Source organism: Corynebacterium mendelii, assembly GCF_017307055.1.
GTDB lineage: Bacteria > Actinomycetota > Actinomycetes > Mycobacteriales > Mycobacteriaceae > Corynebacterium > Corynebacterium mendelii.
Window position 1 is genome coordinate 297,290 of record NZ_JAFLEQ010000017.1, and the last position, 21,021, is coordinate 318,310.

General features: G+C 60.8%; 13 protein-coding genes and 1 pseudogene. 8 read left to right on the top strand and 6 right to left on the bottom strand.

The features are described from left to right. The 4 genes from JZY06_RS11540 to JZY06_RS11555 all read right to left on the bottom strand — a co-directional run. A partial coding sequence (locus JZY06_RS11540; protein WP_207279703.1) for a beta-galactosidase occupies positions 1-190 on the bottom strand: 190 nt, incomplete at its 3' end. A gap of 247 nt (positions 191-437) precedes the next feature. Next, positions 438-1,397: a carbohydrate ABC transporter permease gene (locus JZY06_RS11545; RefSeq protein ID WP_207279704.1), complete on the bottom strand. Its 960-nt coding sequence runs from the start codon at positions 1,395-1,397 to the stop codon at positions 438-440. Beyond that, positions 1,390-2,367, bottom strand: coding sequence for a carbohydrate ABC transporter permease (locus JZY06_RS11550; protein WP_207279705.1), 978 nt, complete (start codon positions 2,365-2,367; stop codon positions 1,390-1,392). Before JZY06_RS11550 ends, JZY06_RS11545 begins: the two co-directional genes overlap by 8 nt. 598 nt (positions 2,368-2,965) lie before the next feature. Beyond that, positions 2,966-4,345: an ABC transporter substrate-binding protein gene (locus JZY06_RS11555; RefSeq protein WP_207279706.1), complete on the bottom strand. Its 1,380-nt coding sequence runs from the start codon at positions 4,343-4,345 to the stop codon at positions 2,966-2,968. 494 nt (positions 4,346-4,839) lie between these two features. On the opposite strand from JZY06_RS11555, the gene trmB reads away from it, so the two are divergent. The 7 genes and pseudogenes from trmB to JZY06_RS12395 all read left to right on the top strand — a co-directional run bounded on the left by trmB (position 4,840) and on the right by JZY06_RS12395 (position 12,707). Next, positions 4,840-5,604, top strand: coding sequence for a tRNA (guanosine(46)-N7)-methyltransferase TrmB (trmB, locus tag JZY06_RS11560; RefSeq protein WP_207279707.1), 765 nt, complete (start codon positions 4,840-4,842; stop codon positions 5,602-5,604). A 219-nt stretch (positions 5,605-5,823) separates the two neighbouring features. Next, positions 5,824-6,525: an NYN domain-containing protein gene (locus JZY06_RS11565; RefSeq protein WP_242516959.1), complete on the top strand. Its 702-nt coding sequence runs from the start codon at positions 5,824-5,826 to the stop codon at positions 6,523-6,525. A 105-nt stretch (positions 6,526-6,630) separates the two neighbouring features. Continuing rightward, on the top strand, positions 6,631-8,850 hold the full coding sequence (locus tag JZY06_RS11570) for an MMPL family transporter (RefSeq protein WP_207279708.1): 2,220 nt from the start codon (positions 6,631-6,633) through the stop codon (positions 8,848-8,850). Continuing rightward, entirely contained in the window at positions 8,847-9,950 is a 1,104-nt protein-coding gene (locus JZY06_RS11575; RefSeq protein ID WP_330617279.1) for a lysylphosphatidylglycerol synthase transmembrane domain-containing protein, read from the top strand. Before JZY06_RS11570 ends, JZY06_RS11575 begins: the two co-directional genes overlap by 4 nt. A gap of 139 nt (positions 9,951-10,089) precedes the next feature. After that, positions 10,090-10,371 (top strand): hypothetical protein, encoded by a 282-nt coding sequence (locus JZY06_RS11580; RefSeq protein ID WP_207279709.1) that lies wholly within the window; start codon positions 10,090-10,092, stop codon positions 10,369-10,371. A gap of 1,220 nt (positions 10,372-11,591) precedes the next feature. Further along, positions 11,592-12,011 carry a DUF3054 domain-containing protein gene (locus JZY06_RS11585; protein WP_330617280.1) on the top strand — a complete coding sequence of 140 codons (420 nt, stop codon included), beginning with the start codon at positions 11,592-11,594 and terminating at the stop codon, positions 12,009-12,011. 173 nt (positions 12,012-12,184) lie between these two features. Beyond that, positions 12,185-12,707 (top strand): annotated as a pseudogene (locus JZY06_RS12395) (NAD(P)-binding oxidoreductase). A 119-nt stretch (positions 12,708-12,826) separates the two neighbouring features. Here the strand turns inward: JZY06_RS12395 and JZY06_RS11600 are convergent. Together JZY06_RS11600 and JZY06_RS11605 are read right to left on the bottom strand one after the other, a co-directional pair. Further along, positions 12,827-16,336, bottom strand: coding sequence for a Rib/alpha-like domain-containing protein (locus JZY06_RS11600; protein WP_207279713.1), 3,510 nt, complete (start codon positions 16,334-16,336; stop codon positions 12,827-12,829). 715 nt (positions 16,337-17,051) lie between these two features. Continuing rightward, on the bottom strand, positions 17,052-18,596 hold the full coding sequence (locus JZY06_RS11605; RefSeq protein WP_377769063.1) for an acyl-CoA carboxylase subunit beta: 1,545 nt from the start codon (positions 18,594-18,596) through the stop codon (positions 17,052-17,054). 630 nt (positions 18,597-19,226) lie between these two features. Here JZY06_RS11605 and JZY06_RS11610 point away from each other — a divergent pair. Beyond that, positions 19,227-20,759, top strand: a complete 1,533-nt coding sequence (locus tag JZY06_RS11610; protein WP_207279714.1) for a protein adenylyltransferase SelO — start codon at positions 19,227-19,229, stop codon at positions 20,757-20,759. The last annotated feature ends 262 nt before the right edge of the window (positions 20,760-21,021 follow it).

Consider the following 21,021-nt stretch of genomic DNA (forward strand, 5'->3'; position numbering starts at 1 on the left):
CGGTCAGCCATCCGGCGTCGAAGGTGTCCGGATCCGGCTGCAGCTTGGCCCAGGAAAACACGGCCACGGTGACCAGGTTCACCCCGGCCTGCGTCATCAGTTCAATATCGCGGGCGATGGTCTGGTCATCCCACTGCTCCGGATTCCAGTCACCGCCGTAGGCGATGCGGTCGTGCAAAAACTCGTTCATGCTCTGTTGCAACCCGTCCTTCATTGTTCAACGATCCCCCGGTAGCGGACACGGTAGCGCCCCTGCCGCGGGGTGTGGTGGGTGATTGTCAGTGGTGTGTTGTTGTGTAAAAAATCCGGGCCGGACACCGGTTGCGGGCGGGGTGGGACAAAGCTGTGCCCCGGCAGTGCCGTTGACGGCACCCCGGGGCACTGCTGAACCGACCGGTTTTTTAAAAAATGGTGCGGCCTGGTGTTGATTGGGTCGTCTATCCCTTGACCGAGCCTGCGGCAAGTCCGGACTGCCAGAAGCGCTGCAGGAAGGTGAACAGGATGATCACCGGCAAAATAGCCATCAATGCGCCCAGCAGCACCTGCCCCTTGTCGGGGTCGAAGTAGGCCAGCATGCCGTAGAGGGCCACGGTGACCGGTTTCTGTGATTCGTCGGTCATCATGATCAGTGGCAGCAGGAAGTTGTTCCAGGTGGCCACGAAGATGAACAGGAAGATCGTCACCATTGCCGGGGCCAAAAGCCGCAGCACCATGGTGAAGAAAATCCGGAACTCGCCGGCCCCGTCAATGCGGGCGGCTTCCAGAAGCTCATCGGGTACCGAGGCTTCAACATAGACCCGGGCCAAAAACACGCCGAAGGGGGACACCGCCGACGGGATGATCACGGCCAGCGGGTTGTTGAGCAGTCCGAACTGGCTGAACAGCAGGTACAGGGGAACGCTGAGCAGAGCCACCGGCATGAGCAGCCCGGCCATGATCGCGCCCTGCACAACTCCGGAGCCTTTGAATTTGAATTTCGACAGCGCGTAGCCGGCCATCACCGAGATCAGCACGCCGATCACACCGGCGGCCACCGAGTAGAACACCGAGTTGCCGACCCACCGCCAGTAGTGGCCGTGGGATGCTGAGTAGGCCATCAGCCCGGCGTAGTTTTCCGCCAGGTGGAAACCGCCGACATTGCGCCCGTCGACGGTTTCGGGGGCGAACCAGAATCCGTTGGAGGCAGTCAGGCCGTTGTCGGATTTCGTCGCCGAGACCGCCAGCCAGTAGACCGGCAGCATGAAGTAGACGGCCACGATCACCAGGGCGATCCGGGTGATCACCGACGCCACCGGGGAGGGTTTCAGTGAGTGGGCGACATTGCCTTTCGAGGGAACGTAGGTGCGCCCGTCGGGCAGGGTGGCGGTTTTCCGGTTCTTTTTGGTTGTGCTAGTCATTGCTGGGCGCCACCTTCCTCTGGATCATGGCGTAGACGAGAGCCATCACACCGGCGATGACGGCCATCACCAGTGACAGGGCTGCGGCGGGGCCCGCGCCCGAGACACCGCCGATGGTGACCTGTTCGTTTTTCACGGCCAGGGCCATCAGCATCGGCATGTAGTCGGCCGGAAGAGACGCGGTCTTTTGGAACATGGCCGGCTCGTTGAACAGCTGGATGGTGCCGATGATCGACAGCAGCACCGTCAGCAGCACCGCCGAGGACAGCATCGGGATTTTGATTTTCGTGTTCAGCTGCCATTCGGTCGCGCCGTCGATGCGGGCGGCTTCGTACAGTTCCCGCGGCACCGACTGCAGAGCCGAGTAGAAGATCAGCATGTTGTAGCCGGTGTAGGTCCAGGTGGTCACGTTGGCCATCGACCACAGCACCACATTGTGGCTGAACATGTCGGGGCTGATCCCCAGCAATTTCATGATCGGGGAAACATCCGGGGTGTAGAGGTAAATCCAGATGATCGCGGCGATGATGCCGGGAATGGCGTAGGGCAAAAAGTACAAAAGCCGGTAGATCTTCTGGTGTTTGGCCGCCACACTGTCCAGCACCAGCGCCAGGGCCAGGGCGATGAGGATCATGATCGGGATCTGGACGATACCGAACAGGAACACCCTTCCCATGCCGTGCCAGAAGTTCGGGGCGGTGGCGGCGTTGATGAAGTTCTCGGCGCCGACGAACACCCGCTGTGATTCACCGCCGCCGTACAGTCCCCCGCCGGCGGCCTTCACCTGGAAAAATGCCTCGTAGGCGGAGGTGAAGATCGGGACGACGAACACAATGAGAAACAGCACGGCGAAGGGGCTTAGAAAAGCCCAGCCGTAGAGGGCTTTGCGCCGTGCTCTTTTGCGTATGGACGCTTCGTTAGTGGCGGCGGCGGCTGCCGCCGGTGGTGCGCCTGTGGTGGTCTGTGCCACGGCTGTCCTTCCCAGGGTCGAAGAAGTCTGGTGGTGTTTTCTCGAAACAGTCCGTGGACCCGGTGTTCCCGCCGAAAGGCTGGGGCGGCAGCGGGGCTGCGCCGGTCATCCTGCCGCAAACCGGCCGGTGGATGGTGTCCGCAAGCCGACGGTCAGGCGGTGACGCCGGTGGCGGAAGGACGCAGTCGGTGCCCCTTTTTAAACACCGCAACAGCACAAAGCCCCGGTTCTTTGTCGTTTTTTTCACATCGTCACAAGGAACCGGCGTGACAATCGCGTCCTGGCACCACGGGTGCACGGAGGATCATCCCGGACGTGGAAAACACTCATGGGCCGCGGCGGATTGGGCGCCGCGGTGACAGGTGGTGGTGTCCGGGCGGGTGGCAAGAGCCGACGGCGGACGTGTTCCCGGGACACCGTGCGGTGAGGGGACAGCAACGTCGGGGCGGCAGTTGCCGGAAAAGTTCGGGGGTAGAAGGAGAAGGAAGGTGATTGTTGTCCGGGCTGCGGCCCCCGGCGGGATGCGTGGGCATCCCGCCGGGAGATGGTGCCGGGTCAGTCCGGGTGGCTGCTGGTGTTATCCAGCTGCCGGTGTTTTTTACTGCTTGACCGCCAGGCCACGGCCTTCCAGGGAGGAGACGGCCTGTTCCTGGGCTGCGTCAATGTTCTTCGGCAGCGGCATGCCCTTACCGGCATTGTCGATCAGGGTCTTCTTCACGGCAGGCCAGGTGGGGCTGAACAGCCAGTTCGGGTTGGCGTTGTCGGCGGCCTTGGTCAGCTCAGCCATCACGTCCTGTCCACCGTAGAGGGCCTTGATGGCCTCCGGGGTTTCGACTTTGCCCTTGGCGGCGGGCACCAGACCCTGCGAGGCCATGGCCTTGAGGTTGGTGTTGTACCAGTTGGCGTATTCCATGGCGGCTTCCGGTGCTTCACAGCCCTTCAGCACGACCAGGGCGGAACCGCCCCACGGGCCGGAGGTGTTGTCGGGCATCTGGGCGACCTGCCACTCGGCTGTGTCAACACCCAGCGGATCCAGGTTGAACGCTGCCTCCCAGGCGGCGCCGATGTAGCCGATCAGGGTACCGTCCTTCAGGGCGGTGTCGGTCGGTGAGGGATCGCCCCAGCGGTCGGCCACCAGGGTGGTGTCGGCCTCAATGGAGGTCTGCCAGGCCTTGGCGATCTTCTGGCTCATCGGGCCGTTGACGTCGACCTTCCAGGCGTCGCCGTCGACACCGAACCACTGGTCGCCGTAGGAGGCGTTGACGGCGCCGTACCAGTCGCCGGCCTCATCTTTGAAGAAGGCGGAGGTGTACTTGCCGGCATCGTGGGCCTTTTCGGCATTCGACCAGTACTCGTCCCAGGTTGCCGGGGGCTTCAGGCCCAGCTCATCGAAGGCGGCCTTGTCGTAGTAGTAGACCAGCGGGCCGGTGTCCTGCGGCAGGCCGTAGGTCTTGCCTCCCAGGGTGACCTGACCGAAGGGGCCGGCACCGTAGTTGTCCTTGTATTTGGCGGCCAGATCGGTGACATCCATCAGTTCACCGCGGACCAGCATGGCCGGGATGCCGTCGTAGGAGGCCTGCGCCAGGCAGGGGGCGTTACCGGCTTTGACGGCGGCGGAAATCTTGTCGTAGGAGGCGGTGGCGTCACCTTCGAACTTGACGGTCTTGACCATCATGTCCGGGTGCTCTTTGTTCCACTCCTCAGCGGACTCGGCGACGGTGATCATGCCGTCCTTGTCGGGCAGGCGATGCCAGTACTCAATAACGGCACCGTCGCTTCCGGAGTCCTTGGCCTCGGTGGTTTTCTCGGCGGAGGTGGCCGCCTCCGCGGCGGACGACGCTGCTTCCTTGGCGGCCGAAGTGGCGTCGGAAGCGGCGTCGGAGGCATCGTCTGACGAGCAGGCGACCAGTCCGGTGGTGGCCAGGGCGCCAGCCGCAAGCACCGCGGCCAGGCGAGTGGTTGAACGAAGATCCCTCATGGGTGAACCTCAATTTCCGTGTCGATCGGGAACAACCGCAAAAATGTGCGGTGCAGTATTGCTTCCCCCAACTGTAATACCCGCGCCCGATTCACCGCCCCTGAGAAAGCCAAAAATCGGCCCGATTCAGGACAAAAAACAACTATTTTCGCCCATATCCGCGGTCATAAATACCCCCTTCACCGCTTTTCATCATCCCTTTCAAGACGCCCCTCCCCCGCCACCTGCCGGAGACAGGAATCCCGCCTGCTTTTTGGCGGTTATTAATCTGATCTTTCTTCGCCTCCCCCTCAGGTGGGTGCAAATTTGTTGTTGAAGTGTGGAACCGGACACACCCGGACACAGGTGGCCCCGGCCACCCCCGACAGAGGTGGTTCTTTTTTTCGTCGGCCGGGAAGAAATGGACAAAAATAATGGTGCCCTCACACGTGGCCGGAGTGCTCTGCGCCACCCGCAGGGCGGGGTTTCCCGCGTTTTCTGGAACAATGCTGGCCATGGAACATACCTCGGATCATGGCCGTGACGGCGTCGGTGAACTGCCGGCGGGCCGTCCCCTGCAATCAGAGTTCGCTGACGGATTGGACTATCCGCGGCTGGGCGCGGTGTCTTTCCGCCGCGGCACATTGACCGACAACCAGGAAGCACTGTTCACCGAGCATTGGCCCCGCCTGGGCCGGGTGCTGGCGGATGAACGCATCGACATCGACGACTGGTTCGGCGGCCCGGCGCCCACCATCGTCGAGATCGGTTCCGGGACGGGAACCTCCACCGCGGCGATGGCGCAGGTGGAAACCGGCACCCATGTCATTGCGGTGGAACTGTACAAACCGGGTCTGGCGAAACTTTTGGGCACGGTGGTGCGGGAAAACATCCCCAATATCCGCATGGTCCGCGGTGACGGTATCGAGGTACTCAACCGCATGATCGAACCGGAATCCCTGTCCGGCATCCGGGTGTTTTTCCCCGACCCGTGGCCCAAAGCCCGCCACCACAAGCGCCGCATCATCCAGTCCGGCCCGCTGCGGCTGTTTGCCAGCAGGCTGAAAAAAGGCGGGGTGCTGCATGTGGCCACCGATCATGCCGGCTACGCCGAGTGGATCGACGGGCTGGTCGATGTGGAGCCGTCACTGGAATACATGGGTTTCCCCTGGTCCGACTGCCCCCAGTTGACCGACCGGCAGCTGATCACCAAATTCGAGGGCAAGGGGCTGCGCCGCGACCACACGATCCACGAATACCTGTGGCGCAAACGCGGCTAAACCCCGGCTGCGGTGTCCGGAAACACAGGGCCGTCAAGATGACCGGCACTGTCTGCGTCCGATAACCTGGGGGAAGGCGGACGGTGCCATCGTCTGCCGGGGTGTTTCCCGGCAGCCGATGCCCGTCATCGGCCAGATCGTGTGCCCGCGAAAACGGGTGTCCCGTTTTTGTTTTCCACGCCCACGATGAGATAACCGCTTCTAGACTCCTGGAGAATCATGTCCCACGAGATGTCCCCCCACGGCGAGATTGATCCCCACGCCGCCCACGACCCGCACAGCCCGCTGGATGCCCCCGGCAAGCACACTCTGCTGCTGGTGTGGGATGCCCCGAATATTGATATGGGGCTGGGTTCGATTCTGGGCGGTAAACCCGATTCCGCCAACCGGCCGCGTTTCGATGCTGTCGGCCTGTGGCTGTTGCGCCAGGCACAGGTTGCCGGCGCCCGCGCCGGACACAGTGTGGCCCCGGAAGCCACCGTGTTCACCAATGTGGCCCGCGGCAGTGAAGATTCCATGCGTTCCTGGGTGGAGGCGCTGCGCAACGTCGGTTTCGCGGTGTTCGCCAAGCCGAAGGTCTCCGAGGACTCGGATGTGGATCCGGATATGCTCGCCCACATCAAAGCACGCCATGACGCCGGGGTTCTGCACAGTGTGGTGGTCGCCAGTGCCGATGGCCAAAACTTCCAGTCGACGCTGGAGGAACTGGTCGCCGAAGGTATCCCCGCCACCGTCATCGGGTTCCGGGAGCATGCCTCCTGGGCGGTGACCTCCGAGCCGATCGAATTCGTTGATCTGGAAGACATCGACGGGGTGTTCCGTTACCCGCTGCCGCGCCTGAAGCTGGAAAACCTGCCGGAAAACGGTGGCTGGCTGCCGCCGTTCCGGCCGCTGTCGTGCCTGGCGTCCAACCAACGCTAGCAGTCCCGCCTGCCGTTCAACCGCCGGTTGCGCGGCCGGGCGGGTTCCACGCCCGTTCCACCGCCATGTCTGTCACAAGGGTCAGGAAATTTAAGGTAACTCATCGTGTTTGTCACCTGGGGTCGATTCGCTTTCCGCCACCGGCGTGCTGTTCCGCTGGTGTTCATTGCACTAATCATGGGGCTGTACCTGTTGGCCGGAACCCAGCTGGACCAGCGGCTGTCACAGGAAGGCTGGGATGATCCGGCCAGTTCCTCCACCCGGGCCGCCGCCATTGAGCAGGCCACCTTCGGCCGCGACAACAACGGCGATGTGATTCTGCTGTTTTCCGCCCCCGAAGGAGCATCCCTCGCCGACGGTGGGCTGAGGACCTCCATCGCCTCGTACCTGGAGATCCTCAAAGCCAGCCACCCGGAGCAGATCGACCATGTCACCAGCTGGTCGGATGCGATGAACCCCAATCTGATCAACGACGACAAAACCCTGGCTTTTGCCGCGGTGGGCCTGAAAGGCGACGGGGAGCAGACCCTGAAGGATTTCCGGGCCATCGACGCGTTGTCGGATAACGCCCACAAACCGACGGAACTTCCCGGCGGAGTCACCGTCCGCATCGCCGGCGCCACCGCGATCGCTGACGCCCTGGACAAAGGCATGGCCGGTGACATCCACCGCGCCGAGGTTTACGCGCTTCCCGCCGTGGCCGTGCTGCTGGTGATCGTGTTCGGGTCGGTGGTGGCCGCCGGTATGCCCCTGATCGTCGGCGTGCTGTCGATTCTCGGATCTCTTGGGGTGTTGAGCATCCTGGCTTCCTTCACCCAGGTCAATGTGTTCGCCCAGTCGGTGGTCACCCTGCTCGGCCTGGGGCTTGCCATCGACTACGGGTTGTTCATGGTCTCCCGGTTCCGGGAAGAGATGGCCAAAGGAGTGCGCGTCGACGATGCGGTGGCCACCACCACCGCCACGGCGGGAAAAACCGTGGTGTTTTCCGCCGGCATGGTCATTGTTGCTTTGTCGGGGCTGTTTTTGTTCCCGCAGGCTTTCCTCAAATCCATCGCCTACGGGGCCATCAGTGCCGTCGGCCTGGCCGCTGTGCTGTCACTGACCGTCCTGCCCAGCCTGTTTGGCCTTCTAGGCCCCGGTATCGACCGTTTCACGCTGCGCAAAACCCACTTCGACAAAGACCCGGAGAAAGGGTTTTTCGGGGCGGTTCCCACCTTCGCCATGAAAAATGCCACCGCCGTCACGGTTGCTCTTGTCGCCGGGCTGGTGGCACTGACCCTGCCGCTGGTGGGAATCACCTTCGGCGGGATCAACGAAACCTATCTGCCGCCGGGACAGGCCACCCGCACCGCACAGGCCGATTTCGACGAGGCCTTCCCGCAATTTCGCACCGACCCGGTCAAGCTGGTGGTCACCGATGCCACCCCGGAAGAGCTGGCCGACATCTACTCCCAGGCCAATGAGGTCCAGGGACTGACCGGCCGGTTCAAAATCGCCAGCGAAACCAAAGACCAGACCACGGTTCTGGCCGCCGGGATAACCAACCGGGAGGACAATGCGGCCGTCGTCGAACAGCTGCGCGCCATAAACATTCCCGGCCAGGCGAAGGTCTATATTGGCGGCACCCCGGCGCTGGAGGTCGAATCCATTGAGGCACTGTTTGACACCCTGCCGGCCATGGCGATCTATATTCTGCTGGCCACCTTCCTGTTGATGTCGCTGACTTTCGGCTCAATGATCCTGCCCGCCAAAGCGATCATCATGACCATTCTCGGACTGGGTGCCACACTGGGAGTGTTGACCTGGATGTTCGTCGACGGGCTGGGATCGGATCTGTTCGGCTTCACCCCCGGCCCGCTGATGAGCCCGGTGCTGGTGCTGATTGTCTGCATCGTCTACGGGCTGTCAACCGACTACGAGGTGTTTCTGGTCTCCCGGATGGTGGAGGCCAACCAGCGTGGTGCGACCACCGACCGGGCGATCCGCTACGGTACCGCCCACACCGGGTCGATCATCACCGCCGCCGCCATCATCATGATCGTGGTCTGCGGGGCTTTCGGCTTCAGCCAGATCGTGATGATGAAATACATTGCCTTCGGCATGATCGCCGCCCTGCTGCTGGATGCCACCGTCATCCGTATGCTGCTGGTGCCCGCAGTCATGCATCTGCTCCGGGAGGACAACTGGTGGGCACCGGTGTGGGTGAAAAAAGCCTCCGCGGCCCTTGGCCACGGCGCGACCACCCCGGCCCGGCCCACCCCGGTCACAGCACCGTCGGCTGTTGATTCCACCGGGACCGCCGTCTGCCGGGAGAACCACCAGTGAACCAACCCAGCGGGAGAAAGAAAAAGAAAAAACCCTCCGCCCTGTCCCGGTTGTTCGCTAACAAATGGGTGCGGTGGCTGATCCCGCTGGTGATTGTGGCGGTACTTGCCGCCGTACTGCACGCCAAAGTCGATTTCATCAAAGAAGGCCTCGGGGAGGTCCGCTCCGCCGACCCGGTCGGGGTGGCTGTCACCCTGCTGCTGTCGTGCCTGTCGCTGTTTGCCATGGGTGAGGTGATGCGGCTGCTGCTGGCGGCCGGCGGAACCCGCACGAATCTCCGGCACACCACGGAACTGGTGTTCGCCGCCAACGCCTGGTCGACTTCCTTTCCCGGCGGACAGGCCCTGGCCACGGTGCTGTCGTTTAACACCATGCGCAGCTGGGGGGCGTCGGTGGTGCTGTGCTCCTGGCAGATCGTGGTCTCCGGGACGCTGTCGACAATGTGGCTGGTGTGTTTGGGGCTGGCGGCCACATTCACTCTCGGGGCCTCGATCCCCATCTGGTCACTGGTGCCCACCCTGGCGATCATGTGTCTTCTCTCGGCCCTGGTGTATTGGGCGACCAGCCACCCCAGGGCGTTGGCCCGCTGGGCCAGGCGCATCATCCCGAAAATCAACCGGCTGCTTCGCCGGGAGCCGGCCGCCGGTCTTGACTGCGCCCTCGAGCACATCCACCAGCTGGATGCGGTGGAGCTGTCGAAAGGAAAATTCGCCACCGCCGCCACCTGGTCACTGGCGAACTGGGCGCTTGACATCGCCGCCCTGATTGCCGCCGTCGGTGCGGTCACCGGGGCGCTGCCCGCCCTGCACGCCGAGACCAACCACACCACCATCGCCGGCGTGGTACTGGCCTATGTGAGCAGTAAAATCGCCGGTACCGTACAGGCGACCCCCGGTGGCCTGGGGCCGGTGGAAGCCGCCCTGACGGCCACCCTGGTGGCAGTCGGCATGACCGCGGTCGGGGCGGTGGGAACTGTGCTGGTGTACCGGATGATGAGCCTGGTGGGGGTGACGGTGATCGGCTGGATCGTGCACGCCATGGTGTTTGCCCGCCGGGGAGTCAACGCGAAAACACTGGCCGCCGAGGAACCTTCCCGCTGATCCGGACCGCCTATTTCCACAGCTGCCACCCGCCGCACATCCCTGTCCATGACCCCGATGGCGTAGACCACAGTCATCGCACACAAGCCCACCGGACAGAAAGATAAGGCAGACGTGTCACTTCGAAAAGTTCCGCCTCATGACATTTGTCTGCGTCACCCCACCGGACAGCGCGCAAGCTGTACTCCACGAGTTCAGCGGGCGCTGCGCGGCCGAAGAAGAAATGCGTGAACTCACCCCCTCCATCACGGATACTGATGTTCCGGGACGGCTCCGGATCGAGCTTGAATTTCATGCCGAAGACCTCGAGGAAGCCGAGCAGACCTCGGACTTTTTCATCCGCAAATTTTTCGTCAACCCCAACCCCCTACATCCCAGAGACGCTCTGACAAGAGTCGGCAACACGCTGTCCTGCGCCTAGGTCAAGCACATGGCTGCGCCAACAGTCGCACGCATCACAGATCCGAAAAACCCGGTCCGGGAGTCCGCATCGGGACCTTCCTTGACCAGTGGTGGGCTGAAATCTGCTGGGAATCCCCACGTTATCGGGGATCGTTGTCTCGCTGGTTCCCATCCCTGCTGCTTGCAAAAATCAGCAAAAATGCTCTGGCCTGGTGGTTCTGGCCATATCGGTCATCTGTCTCATCGCAGGCGGTATAGGGGTCGCCAAGAAAAACAAAAAGCTCGTCGCCCCTCGAGAAAGCTGTGGGGCAGTCGCAGGACATCGCGAGGAAATACGAGGACAATACCCGCGAGCTGGTCTAAGACAATCTCCGCGATCTCGCACAGGAACAGCGGGCGCCGTGCATGTCGACCGGACACAAGAATTTCCGTTTACTGCCATGACAGCTCTTCCAGCCGATTCATACCGATTGCCCGCATATCCGGCAATCCCGAATTCGAGAAAGAGGGGCGCCCACATTATCCGGGCAATCAGGGCATCATCTGCAAAGCGTGGCAGAAAGAAGTCGACCGGTATCAATTTTCATTCGACAACCCTGAATCAGACTCCCTTGCTCCCGGCAGCGCGGCCTGTGAAAACTGGCTTCAGGAACAGGAGGTTTTGTACGCGGTCCCCCGAGCAGTGGCTGAGGCGCTCACCATGAAATCCTTGAGTTTCGTCGCCTTGAGAATCGAACACCTCGAGGAAAAACATCGGTGTCCTTGTCATCGAGAGCACAGACCGGAACAGAGCCGGTCTGGCATTGCTGAAAAGGGTCGAGTCAGCATCCCACTTCCCTCCTTTGCAACAGGGTTAACGAATCACACGTCCGAAACATGGCCGACTTGGCTGGAGGAGCATAGCCCGCCATGCAATTGCCGGTGGTGGTCAAACCGGCAGGGCAGTGCTCACCCGCCATATAAGGGACCCGCCGTAACACCGGTGTTGCCGAGAAGTATCCACCGGCTTCCCCTGCCGATGTCACACGGCACTGGCTTTGATTCCGGTTCCGCTGCCCTCGAGACAAAAAATCAGCAGCGATGGTCGGGCACCGGGTAGTAAAACCCAAACGATGATGCAACATCACACCTTGGATTGATCCGGCGGCGGTGCAACTGCGACTAGGGTGGTTGATGGCGACAGCTTTGCCGCTTCACAACTTTTTTCCGTCTTTACCCACAAGAATAGGACTGTCCGCCGTGACCACACTCGCAAAAGACAAAAACGTCAAGGTCTGCTCCGACTGGTACATTTTCTCCAGCGACGTGGCCTCCATCCTGGCTTTCGCCCTGCTGGCCCGTGCCGCGCACCGCAATGACCTGCCGTTCACGTTCATCGGCTGGGTCGATACCGCCTGGCCGTTTCTCACCGGTCTTCTGGCCAGCTGGATGGCCATGCACTTCACCGGCTGGCTGCCGCACAAGGTGGCACCCGCAGGTGTGTTCGTGTGGCTGATGTCGGTTGTCTTCGGCCTGTCGATCTGGGGTATCCGCCACGGTGCAGTCCCCCACTGGTCGTTCATGATTGTCGCCGGCTCGGTCTCCGGGGCACTGCTGATGGGCTACCGGGCCATCGGAGCGAAAATCTGGGACAAAAAAGCCGTCGATCCGATCGCCTGAGACGCCTAACCCCGCACCCGCCGCACCCGCCAGCTGATATTCCGCAGCCCGCACAGGTCCGGCGGGTGTTGTGTGGAACGAACACCCCCACCCGGGCCGTTGTTCCGGGTATGGCCGACACCAGTGAATTGACTGTTGCCGTTGTGGGCGGACACTGACAAATCGCCCTGCAGATGACCAAACTCGCTTCCTTGAGCGGGGCCACGACCAGAAACATCATCCGCAATCCCGACCATGCCGATGATGTCCGGGACCGGGGCGGAATCCCGGTGGTGGCCGATATCGAAACCTGTTCCGTGGCCGAGCTGGCGGAAGCCTACGGGGATGCGGATGTAGTGGTCTTTGCCGCCGGCGCAGGCAGCCATCGCCAAAGACATCAGGCACTTCGTGCAAATTTCTTTCCTCGGCGCGGGCTACATCACCCCGGCCGGAACCGACGAAGTGTTCACCGCATATTGGGATTCCAAGCGGGAAGCCGATGATGACCTGCGGAATTCGGGCCTTGAATGGACCATCATCAAACCGGCCCGGCTCACCGATGATGCCCCCACCGACATGGTCCGCACCAGCATCAACGATGAACCCAATGGAGATAAATCCGTCTCCCGCGCCGATGTCGCCGGTTTCACCACAAACCTGATCCTTAGCGGTGAACTCGCAACCGGCGAGATTGATCTTTTCACCGTCGAAGGCTGATCCCCCACCGGCACCACACATGACACTGCCGCCGGCAGCCTGCCCAACGACAGGCCACCGGCGGCAGCACACACATATTCAATTATCCAGCCGGAATCAATAAGGAACCAACCGGTTTTCTACATGCCCGGGAACTTCATCGCAGGCATCTTCATCGCCGGCACACCCGGAATCATCCCCATCACAGCGGCACCACCAATACCCAGGATCGCCAACAAAATCGGAATGATCGCAATCACCGCCGACCCGGCACCACCGGAAGAACCATCCTTCGACTGGCCACCAGACTTGGTACCACCCGGCTCCGCCTTATCCGCAGGCTTGGTCCCACCAGCAGGAACAGTCACACTGATCCGACGGATCTCCTCCTGCTCACCATTGGTCAACACCACACCAACCTCGATGGTCTTACCCTTCAAACCAGCCACATGCTTGACCGTCACCACACCAGTGTCCCTATCAACCGAAACACCCTTCGGGGTACCCGGCGCCAAACCAAACACCGTTCCCGTCGGAACATCCGACACAGGCTTGACCGTGGTCACAGAACCCGCAGATTCCGCAGAAGCAAACAGAACACCCAGATCAACAGTCACCACAAACGGCACCTCAACCACAGCTGTCGTCTCATCCGGATACGTGACCTTCACCGGAACTCTCACCGTCTTAGCCAACTGACCATCAGCCGGCTTATACGACACAGCACCAGTATCCGCATCAACATCCGCCCCCTCAGGAGCATCATCACCAAGCACAAACATAGTGCCAGCCGGAACGGATTCAATCTCCTCGGTCGCAGGATCATCGAACACAATCGCTACCGCCCCATCACTGCCGCGGGCTACCTTTGTAGCCTCTCCCGCGGCCGGCTGCGGCTTGTAGAACTCATTGTCCTTCTTCCCGTCCGGCTTCGGAGCAGCCGCTTTACCAACGGTAAACACCACATCAGCGGTATCAGTGCTTCCATCCGGATACGTGACCGTCACCTTCACCGTGTACTTACCGGCAGCGACATCCTTACCCGGCTTGAAACTCACCACACCAGTGGACTTGTCAACCGACACACCTTCACTGACCGGCGAATCAACCGCCAACGTAAACGTTGTCCCCTTCGGCTTCTCAGCAACAGCAACCGTCGCCGTCGAAGTCTCCCCGGCCACCACACTGGCAGCACCACCAACAGCCTCATACACATCAGCATCAGGCTTTTCGACGGTAAACACCACATCAGCGGTATCAGTGCTTCCATCCGGATACGTGACCGTCACCTTCACCGTGTACTTACCGGCAGCAACATCCCCGGCAGGCTTGAACGTCACCACACCAGTGGACTTGTCAACCAACACACCCTCACTGACCGGCGAATCCTTAGCAACAGTAAACACAGTGCCATCAGGCAGGTCCTCAACCATCACCGCAGCAGTCGCCTCTTTACCGGCAACCACCGTAGCCTTACCGCCAACAGCCGTATAAGTCTCAGCATCGGACTTCTTCACGGGATCCCCATCATCCCCACCGGCATCCTCGGGCACCTCACCAACCTTGAAAACAGCCTCCGTCCTAAACGGCTCATACTCCCCATCCGACAACCACGGAATACTTATCTCCACCGGAATCCGGATCGTCGAATTCGCATCCGAAGGCTTCAACTTCAAGGTCACCCGACCGGTCTTCTCATCAACCGACACATCATGTCCCTTCGTGTCAGTAATCCGGAACTTGTAAAAGTTTGAAAAGTGGTACATGCGGGTAATCTGCTCGAACGATACGAGTTCCCCCAACATTCCGGCCTGTGCGATTGCGGTGTTCTCGTTGGTGGCAACATCAACCAACCCATAAGAAAATCCAATGGAATCGAACCGCTTCACATCTGGTTCACCGTCTCGGTTGACTGTATATACACGTGTGATTTTTTTGGTTGAGCCATCAGGAAAAGTCGCAACCGCGTCAAGGGTGTACGTCGTTTCATCAGCAACATCACTGGGAACAGTCAGTTTCCAGCTCACACTGTTGATCCTCTTCGGTGACAGCAGGGACCAATCGCCACCAGTCGGCTCCACCTTCGTTCCCGGAATAAAGAAACTGTCTCTCCCATCTTCATTCGATTCTCTATCAAACTCGGAGAAGCGCACGATATTATCCCCCAAGGAAAAATCTGAGTCCTCTTTCCTTTGCCGAAGTGGTCCGACGAACTCTGCAATGGAACCGACCTGAAATAAGGCCATCGCATCTTCATTCACAGAGCCATCCTTGAAGTGAATCTTCACCGGAACAACTATTTCCCCCGTAGCCTTTTCCGAGGGCGTAAAAGTCACCGCACCAGTTTCCGGATTCAACTCCGCAACTCCAAGACTTGCAGGTGGCTGATCATCACCCAACTCGTAGTGATCCACCAGCTTGGGAAGGTCTGCTATTACATCCGCCCCTAAGACATTACTTGCCTGCCCAGCAACGATCACCTCGGATACAGCCGTCTGGCCGGGAACAAGACCGAAAGCCGTTTCCCAGCCCAACTCGATCAATTCACCCTGGGAAAAGATGTCATGTTTGCATCGTACGACTTTTGACTTCCCGTCATTGAAGGTGAGTTTTACGTCGTATGACAACGACCGTGCACCAGAATCAGGCACAGCTCTATACAAGGGAATACTTTCCCCCCTAACTTCTACGTCAAAGGATGACACGGCACCACCCGACACCGAGCTTTGATCGAGTTCTCTCTTCACAGTGAAAGGAGGAAAAGCCGAGCTCGACGATCCTCTATGGAAGGAAAGAAATGAATGTGAAGGCACTCCCGCCGTTGCTTTTGATGTTTCACATTCCACCACGTATTGATTCCCGGCCGAAGCACGCGTAAACCGTGCAATAAAAGTGTCTTTGCGCCCATCCTGAAACGTCACATCCACTGGAATGTCAGCAAACTCCTGCCCCTCGGGAAGCGTGTAAGTAACACTTCCCGTCTTCGAGTTCACCGTAGCGCCCGACGGGGCGCCTCGGCCAAGAACTGCACGTGCCCCGGATGTGGCCCCAGCCCTCAATCCACTCCACGAAAGCTCTGCCGTCCGGCTTTCTGCGCCACGGATGTCTGTTTGCCATGTGTACGCCGCGGTATCAGGAGATTCCGAGAAATCAGGATCACTGTCTTTATCCGAGACAATAACCGGAACAGTGTGGGTAACCTTCCTGCCGCTATCCAATGTTGCAGTCACCTGGATCGCGTACGACCCAGCAGCCACATCACTTGGCAGCTTGTAGTAGCCAAAGTGGCCATAATATTCTCTTACTGAAATCGCATCACCCCAGCCTGCAGGCGTTTCCACGCTGAACTTCGGATCAGGGTACCCCCTCTGGGAAGCAAAGGGATCGAGACTGAGGTGATCTATTATTTTGACATCAAAATTACCGGAACGGTCATGAGTCGAAATCGAAATGGGTTCTACCCAGAAATCAAAACCTGCATCAACAGCCAATTGCTTGACTTTTTCCGCTGCAGAAGCTTCTACGGCAAGCGGTGTTCCGGCAGGCGCTACCGCAGGCAGCACCAAACCAAACGATGCAACCACAGCGACCAGAGCAACGCGGGTCTTGCGGGACAACACCCCACGGCGGGAACGGGGCAGGGACGTCATGGAAACTCCTCGACAAATAGGTGCGACGGCAATCACCGGCAAACCCCGGTGAAGCCCTTACCCACAGAGCCTATGCAGCCCAGCACACCACCACACCCCTAATTTTTTAGGGTCCACCCCACCCACCAGCAGTTTCCCGAATACCAAATCAACAACTATCCCCATTCGGGGCCACACCAATCCCCGCCAACCAACAGCAAAAACCTCATAATCAGCGACTACGACAGCAAGCGCCTTCGAGACTGGAGAAAAGCCGAAACGAAGCGCTGCCGTGTTTTTTGAACGTCTATTGTCTACACAAGCCAGCAGCCGGGAATATCAGAAAGCATCCAGACAGCTGTCGACAGGTCCTGCCTGCATTAGTTTCTGTTCCCCGGTCGGATGCCAAGAGCAGCAATCTGCCTGCCCAACGAAAAGTCCCTGTACTGACACCATGCCGAGGGTGCAACCACCCCATCAAATTGTTCCGACCGGTCGTGGAGGTGCTATTCCATCGGCTACTGGTCCGCATCGTGGTGGTGACCGCAGCTGACATACCGCGGACAATGCTCCCGGTGGCATCTCCCAGTGCTGAGACGTCGCAGCATACCGGATGTGGCGGTAGCCAATCTAAAAGAACTCATCGCAGCCTAAAGAGAAAAACAACACTCTCGGCAGAAGAACATACGGGGGTTATACACACATTTTGTCGCCCCAACCAGCGCATGCTCTGCCGCTACATCGGCATGATGGTGTGTTTTTTCTCCGGGAGATCAACGTGTTTGTCGGCCAGCTGCCGCAGGGCCTGGCGCAGGGCGACACGGGTTTCGTGCGGCTGGATCATCGCGTCAATGTAGCCGCGTTCAGCTGCCACATAGGGGCTGGTCATGTTTTCATCGTAGAAATCCATGAACACTTTTTTCATGCGCGGCTGCTGGTCCTCCGGCATTTCCGCCAGTTTCTTGCCGTAGAGCATGACCACGGCGGCAGCTGAACCCATGACGGCGACCTGGGCGGTGGGCCAGGCAAGGTTGATGTCGCCGGTGAGGTTTTTCGAACCCATGACCGCGTATGCCCCGCCGTAGGCTTTGCGCACGATCAGGGACACTTTCGGCACCGTGGCTTCCACCACGGAAAACCCGAGCTTCGCACCGCGGTGGATCAGGCCGACTTTTTCCTGGTCGACACCGGGCAGGTAACCGGGTGTGTCGACGACGAAGACGAGCGGAATGTTGTAGGCATCACAGATACGGATGAACCGGGCCGCTTTGTCGGCGGCATCGGCGTCGATGCAGCCGGCCAGCTGAATCGGCTGGTTGGCGATGACCCCGACTGATTTTCCGTCGATACGGGTGAACCCGGTGATGATGTTCGGGGCGAAATCGTCCTGCAGTTCCAGAAAATAGTCGTCGTCGAAGATCTGCTCGAGCAGGTCGTGCATGTCGTAGCCGGCGTTGGTGTCATCCGGCATGAAGCTGTCCAGCGCCAGATCCCGCTCGGTTTGTTCATCATCGTCGCAGTCGAAAACGGGTGCGTCCTCGAAGCAGCTGGTGGGCAGCTGATCGAGCAGGTCGCGCACGAAGTCGAAGGCGTCTTCCTCATTGTCGGCGACATGGTGGACGTTGCCGTTGGCCATTTGCTGGCGGGCGCCACCCAGCTCGAAAGAAGTGATGGATTCACCGGTGACGGATTTGATGACATCAGGGCCGGTGACATACATTTCGGCGTCTTCGACAGCCACCACGAAATCGGTGGTGACCGGGGCATAGACGGCACCGCCGGCGCATTTGCCGAGCATGATCGATATCTGCGGACTTCTGCCCGACAGCGGCAGCTGGCGGCGGGCGATCTCCGAATACATGGCCAGCGAGGTCACCGCATCCTGGATGCGGGCACCGCCGGAGTCCTGGATACCGATCACGGGGCAGCCGATCTTGATGGCCATGTCCATGACCTCACAGACCTTTTTGCCGAAAGTGACACCGACACTGCCGCCGTAGACGGTTTTGTCGTGGGCGTAGATGGCCACCGGCCTGCCCTCGATACGGCCGTATCCGGTGACCACACCGTCTCCGTAGGGCGCATCAGGCTCATCGGGGGTCCGGCCCAGGGCACCGATCTCGACGAAGGAACCGGCATCAAGCAGCGCGTCGATACGCTGACGGGGCGTCGACCGGCCCGCGTCGTCGCGCTTTTTGCGCGCCCGCTCGCTGCCCGGATCCTTGGCTTTTTCCAGCCGGGACCTTAAATCAGCAAGCTTCTCGGCTGTGGTGCCCTCCACGTCTATCGCCTCGCCTTGTCTTGTCTAACGGTCATTGCAGAAATTCAACGAACAGTGCCGCCTGTGTCGCGCCGATGAGGAACATAACACGGCACAAGCACCCTACAGGTGCACGAGCCACTGTAAAAAGCCGCTGACGCGCAACGGCACCATTCCTCCCAAGACTACCGGTGATCGCCGGTCAGAACACATTCGGGTCTGTCACCCCACCAGTGCGGGAAACCCCTGCTTTTCAACCGAAAGTTCCCTCGGCCGCGTCACCGCACACGGGAACCGGAAGTTGACTGCCGTGGTGTTCCCGCCGGGACCTGCAGGCAGCGGGGCGCACCCGGTGCACTCCTCCCCCAAGGCTGCGCACTCCGCTCGCTGACCCAAGCTCCGGTACGCTACACGCAGCCGGCTGTTGGGGAAAAGATTCCGTGCATGATGGCCACTGACACCAACTGCCCGGCCCCGCATCTTTTTTCACCGACTTTTTGCCCGTGCTGATTGAGCCTGAGGTTGCCGTTGACTACCAGACCACACCCTGTTGTCCATCATTGGTTCGCTGATCGCCTGCCCGAGATGTGCACACCCTGGTCACCTGATTGCCAGCCGCCGCTACCGGCAGGTGGGCAACCACGTCTGGTTGTGTTCAACCGTCAGCTGGCCGCCGAGCTGGGCTTTGATCCTGACTGGTTGTCCAGCGCGGGGGGAATTGATTTCCTTATGGGCCGCCAACCTCCGGCAGGAGCCGAACCCGTCGCCCAGGCCTATGCGGGACACCAGTTCGGAAATTTTGTTCCTCTTCTCGGCGACGGGCGGGCGGTGCTGCTGGGGGAGATTGAGACACCCGCCGGGCAGGTGATCGACCTCCATCTCAAAGGCAGTGGACGGACTGCTTTTTCCCGCGGCGGCGATGGTCTGGCCCCCTTGGCGGCAATGCTGCGCGAATACATCATCAGCGAGGCGATGCACGGGCTGGGAATCCCCACCAGCAGATCCCTCGCCGTGATCGATCCCGGCTGGCAGGTTGTACGGAACACCCCGCAGCGGGCAGGGCTGCTGGTCCGGACCGCACCCAGCCACCTGCGGGTCGGTTCTTTCCAGTACGCCGCCGCCCGCCAGCTGGCTGACCCGGGCAGCACCTTGACGCGCCGCCTGGCGGAGTTCGCCATCGAACGGCATTTTTCTGATCTTCTCCCCGGCAACCAGTCAGCGGCGGCCACAGATTCAACCAGCAGCACTGCCGCCACCGGCGGTCATCCCGACACCTACCGCCGTTTCATCGAGGCGGTGTGTGACCGGCAGGCCGGGCTGGTGGCCTCCTGGATGGGGATCGGGTTTGTCCACGGGGTGCTCAACACCGACAACGTCACGGTTGGCGGCTTCACCATCGACTACGGGCCGTGTGCTTTTCTGGACAACCATGATCCGGCGGCGGTATTCAGCTCCATTGACACTGCCGGACGCTACCGTTTCGACCAGCAGCCGGCGGTCATGCAGTGGAATATGGCCCGGTTCATCGACAGTGTGCTGCCCCTGGTCTTTGACGGCCGACCCACCATCGGCGGCCCGGCACATTCGTTCGCCATGGAGCAGCGTGCCCGTTTCGGCAACCGGATACTCGACTGCCACGATCGGCTGCTCCACCGGAAACTGGGTCTTGCCGCAGTCCCGCCCACCGACCCGGACCACACCCGGAACAAACAGCTGGTTCACGATTTCCTGCGCCTGCTGGCGACACATCACCCCGACCACACCCGGGCTTTCGACCTGCTGACGCAGGCCGCGCACTCCCGGCGCGGCACCGGCCGGTCCCCGGCCACAGCCCCGGGGGACGGCGGGAACAGGGCCACCGACACCATCCACCGGGCGGTGGCCGAGGTGTTTTGCGGCGCCGGCGCCGGCACTTCGGCAGCCGCACCACTGCTCGGGTGGCTTCACCGGTGGCTGCGCACAGATCCCGATCCTGAGGTGATGTCGCGCACCAACCCGGTGCACATACCCCGCAACCATGTCGTCGACCGCGCCATCGCTGAGGCCGTCGACGGGGAGATGGCCCTGTTCAATGAAACGCTTGCGGCCGTCACCGCCCCCTTCGACCGACGCTGCCGCCATGACTCCACCCGCATGCCGCCGCCTGCGGGCAGCCCCGCCTGCACAACGTTTTGCGGAACATAAGGACAAACCCGTCGCACAGGAAGCCACCGGGACTGCACCCCCGGTGCCCGGCTCTGTGGTGCTTCGCCGGGGCCGGATGCGTGGAAAAGAAGAGCCCCCGGGTCTTATCCCCCGCGCCGTTTAAGGGTTGCCTGCCGGATGCGGTGGGCGCCACGGACGCCGTATCAGGCCCGGTCACCCCCCGGTTGACGGCATGAAAAAACCGGGGGTGCGGCAAGCAACGACGATTCTTCGTTGCTTGCCGCGCCCCCGGTGCCCCGGC

Bases quoted from the DNA above. Each gene is read 5' to 3' on its own strand.
- JZY06_RS11555 (WP_207279706.1), bottom strand. From the start codon at position 4,345: ATGAGGGATCTTCGTTCAACCACTCGCCTGGCCGCGGTGCTTGCGGCT.
- JZY06_RS11565 (WP_242516959.1), top strand. From the start codon at position 5,824: ATGTCCCACGAGATGTCCCCCCACGGCGAGATTGATCCCCACGCCGCC.
- JZY06_RS11580 (WP_207279709.1), top strand. From the start codon at position 10,090: ATGACATTTGTCTGCGTCACCCCACCGGACAGCGCGCAAGCTGTACTC.
- JZY06_RS11600 (WP_207279713.1), bottom strand. From the start codon at position 16,336: ATGACGTCCCTGCCCCGTTCCCGCCGTGGGGTGTTGTCCCGCAAGACC.
- JZY06_RS11545 (WP_207279704.1), bottom strand. From the start codon at position 1,397: ATGACTAGCACAACCAAAAAGAACCGGAAAACCGCCACCCTGCCCGAC.
- trmB (WP_207279707.1), top strand. From the start codon at position 4,840: ATGGAACATACCTCGGATCATGGCCGTGACGGCGTCGGTGAACTGCCG.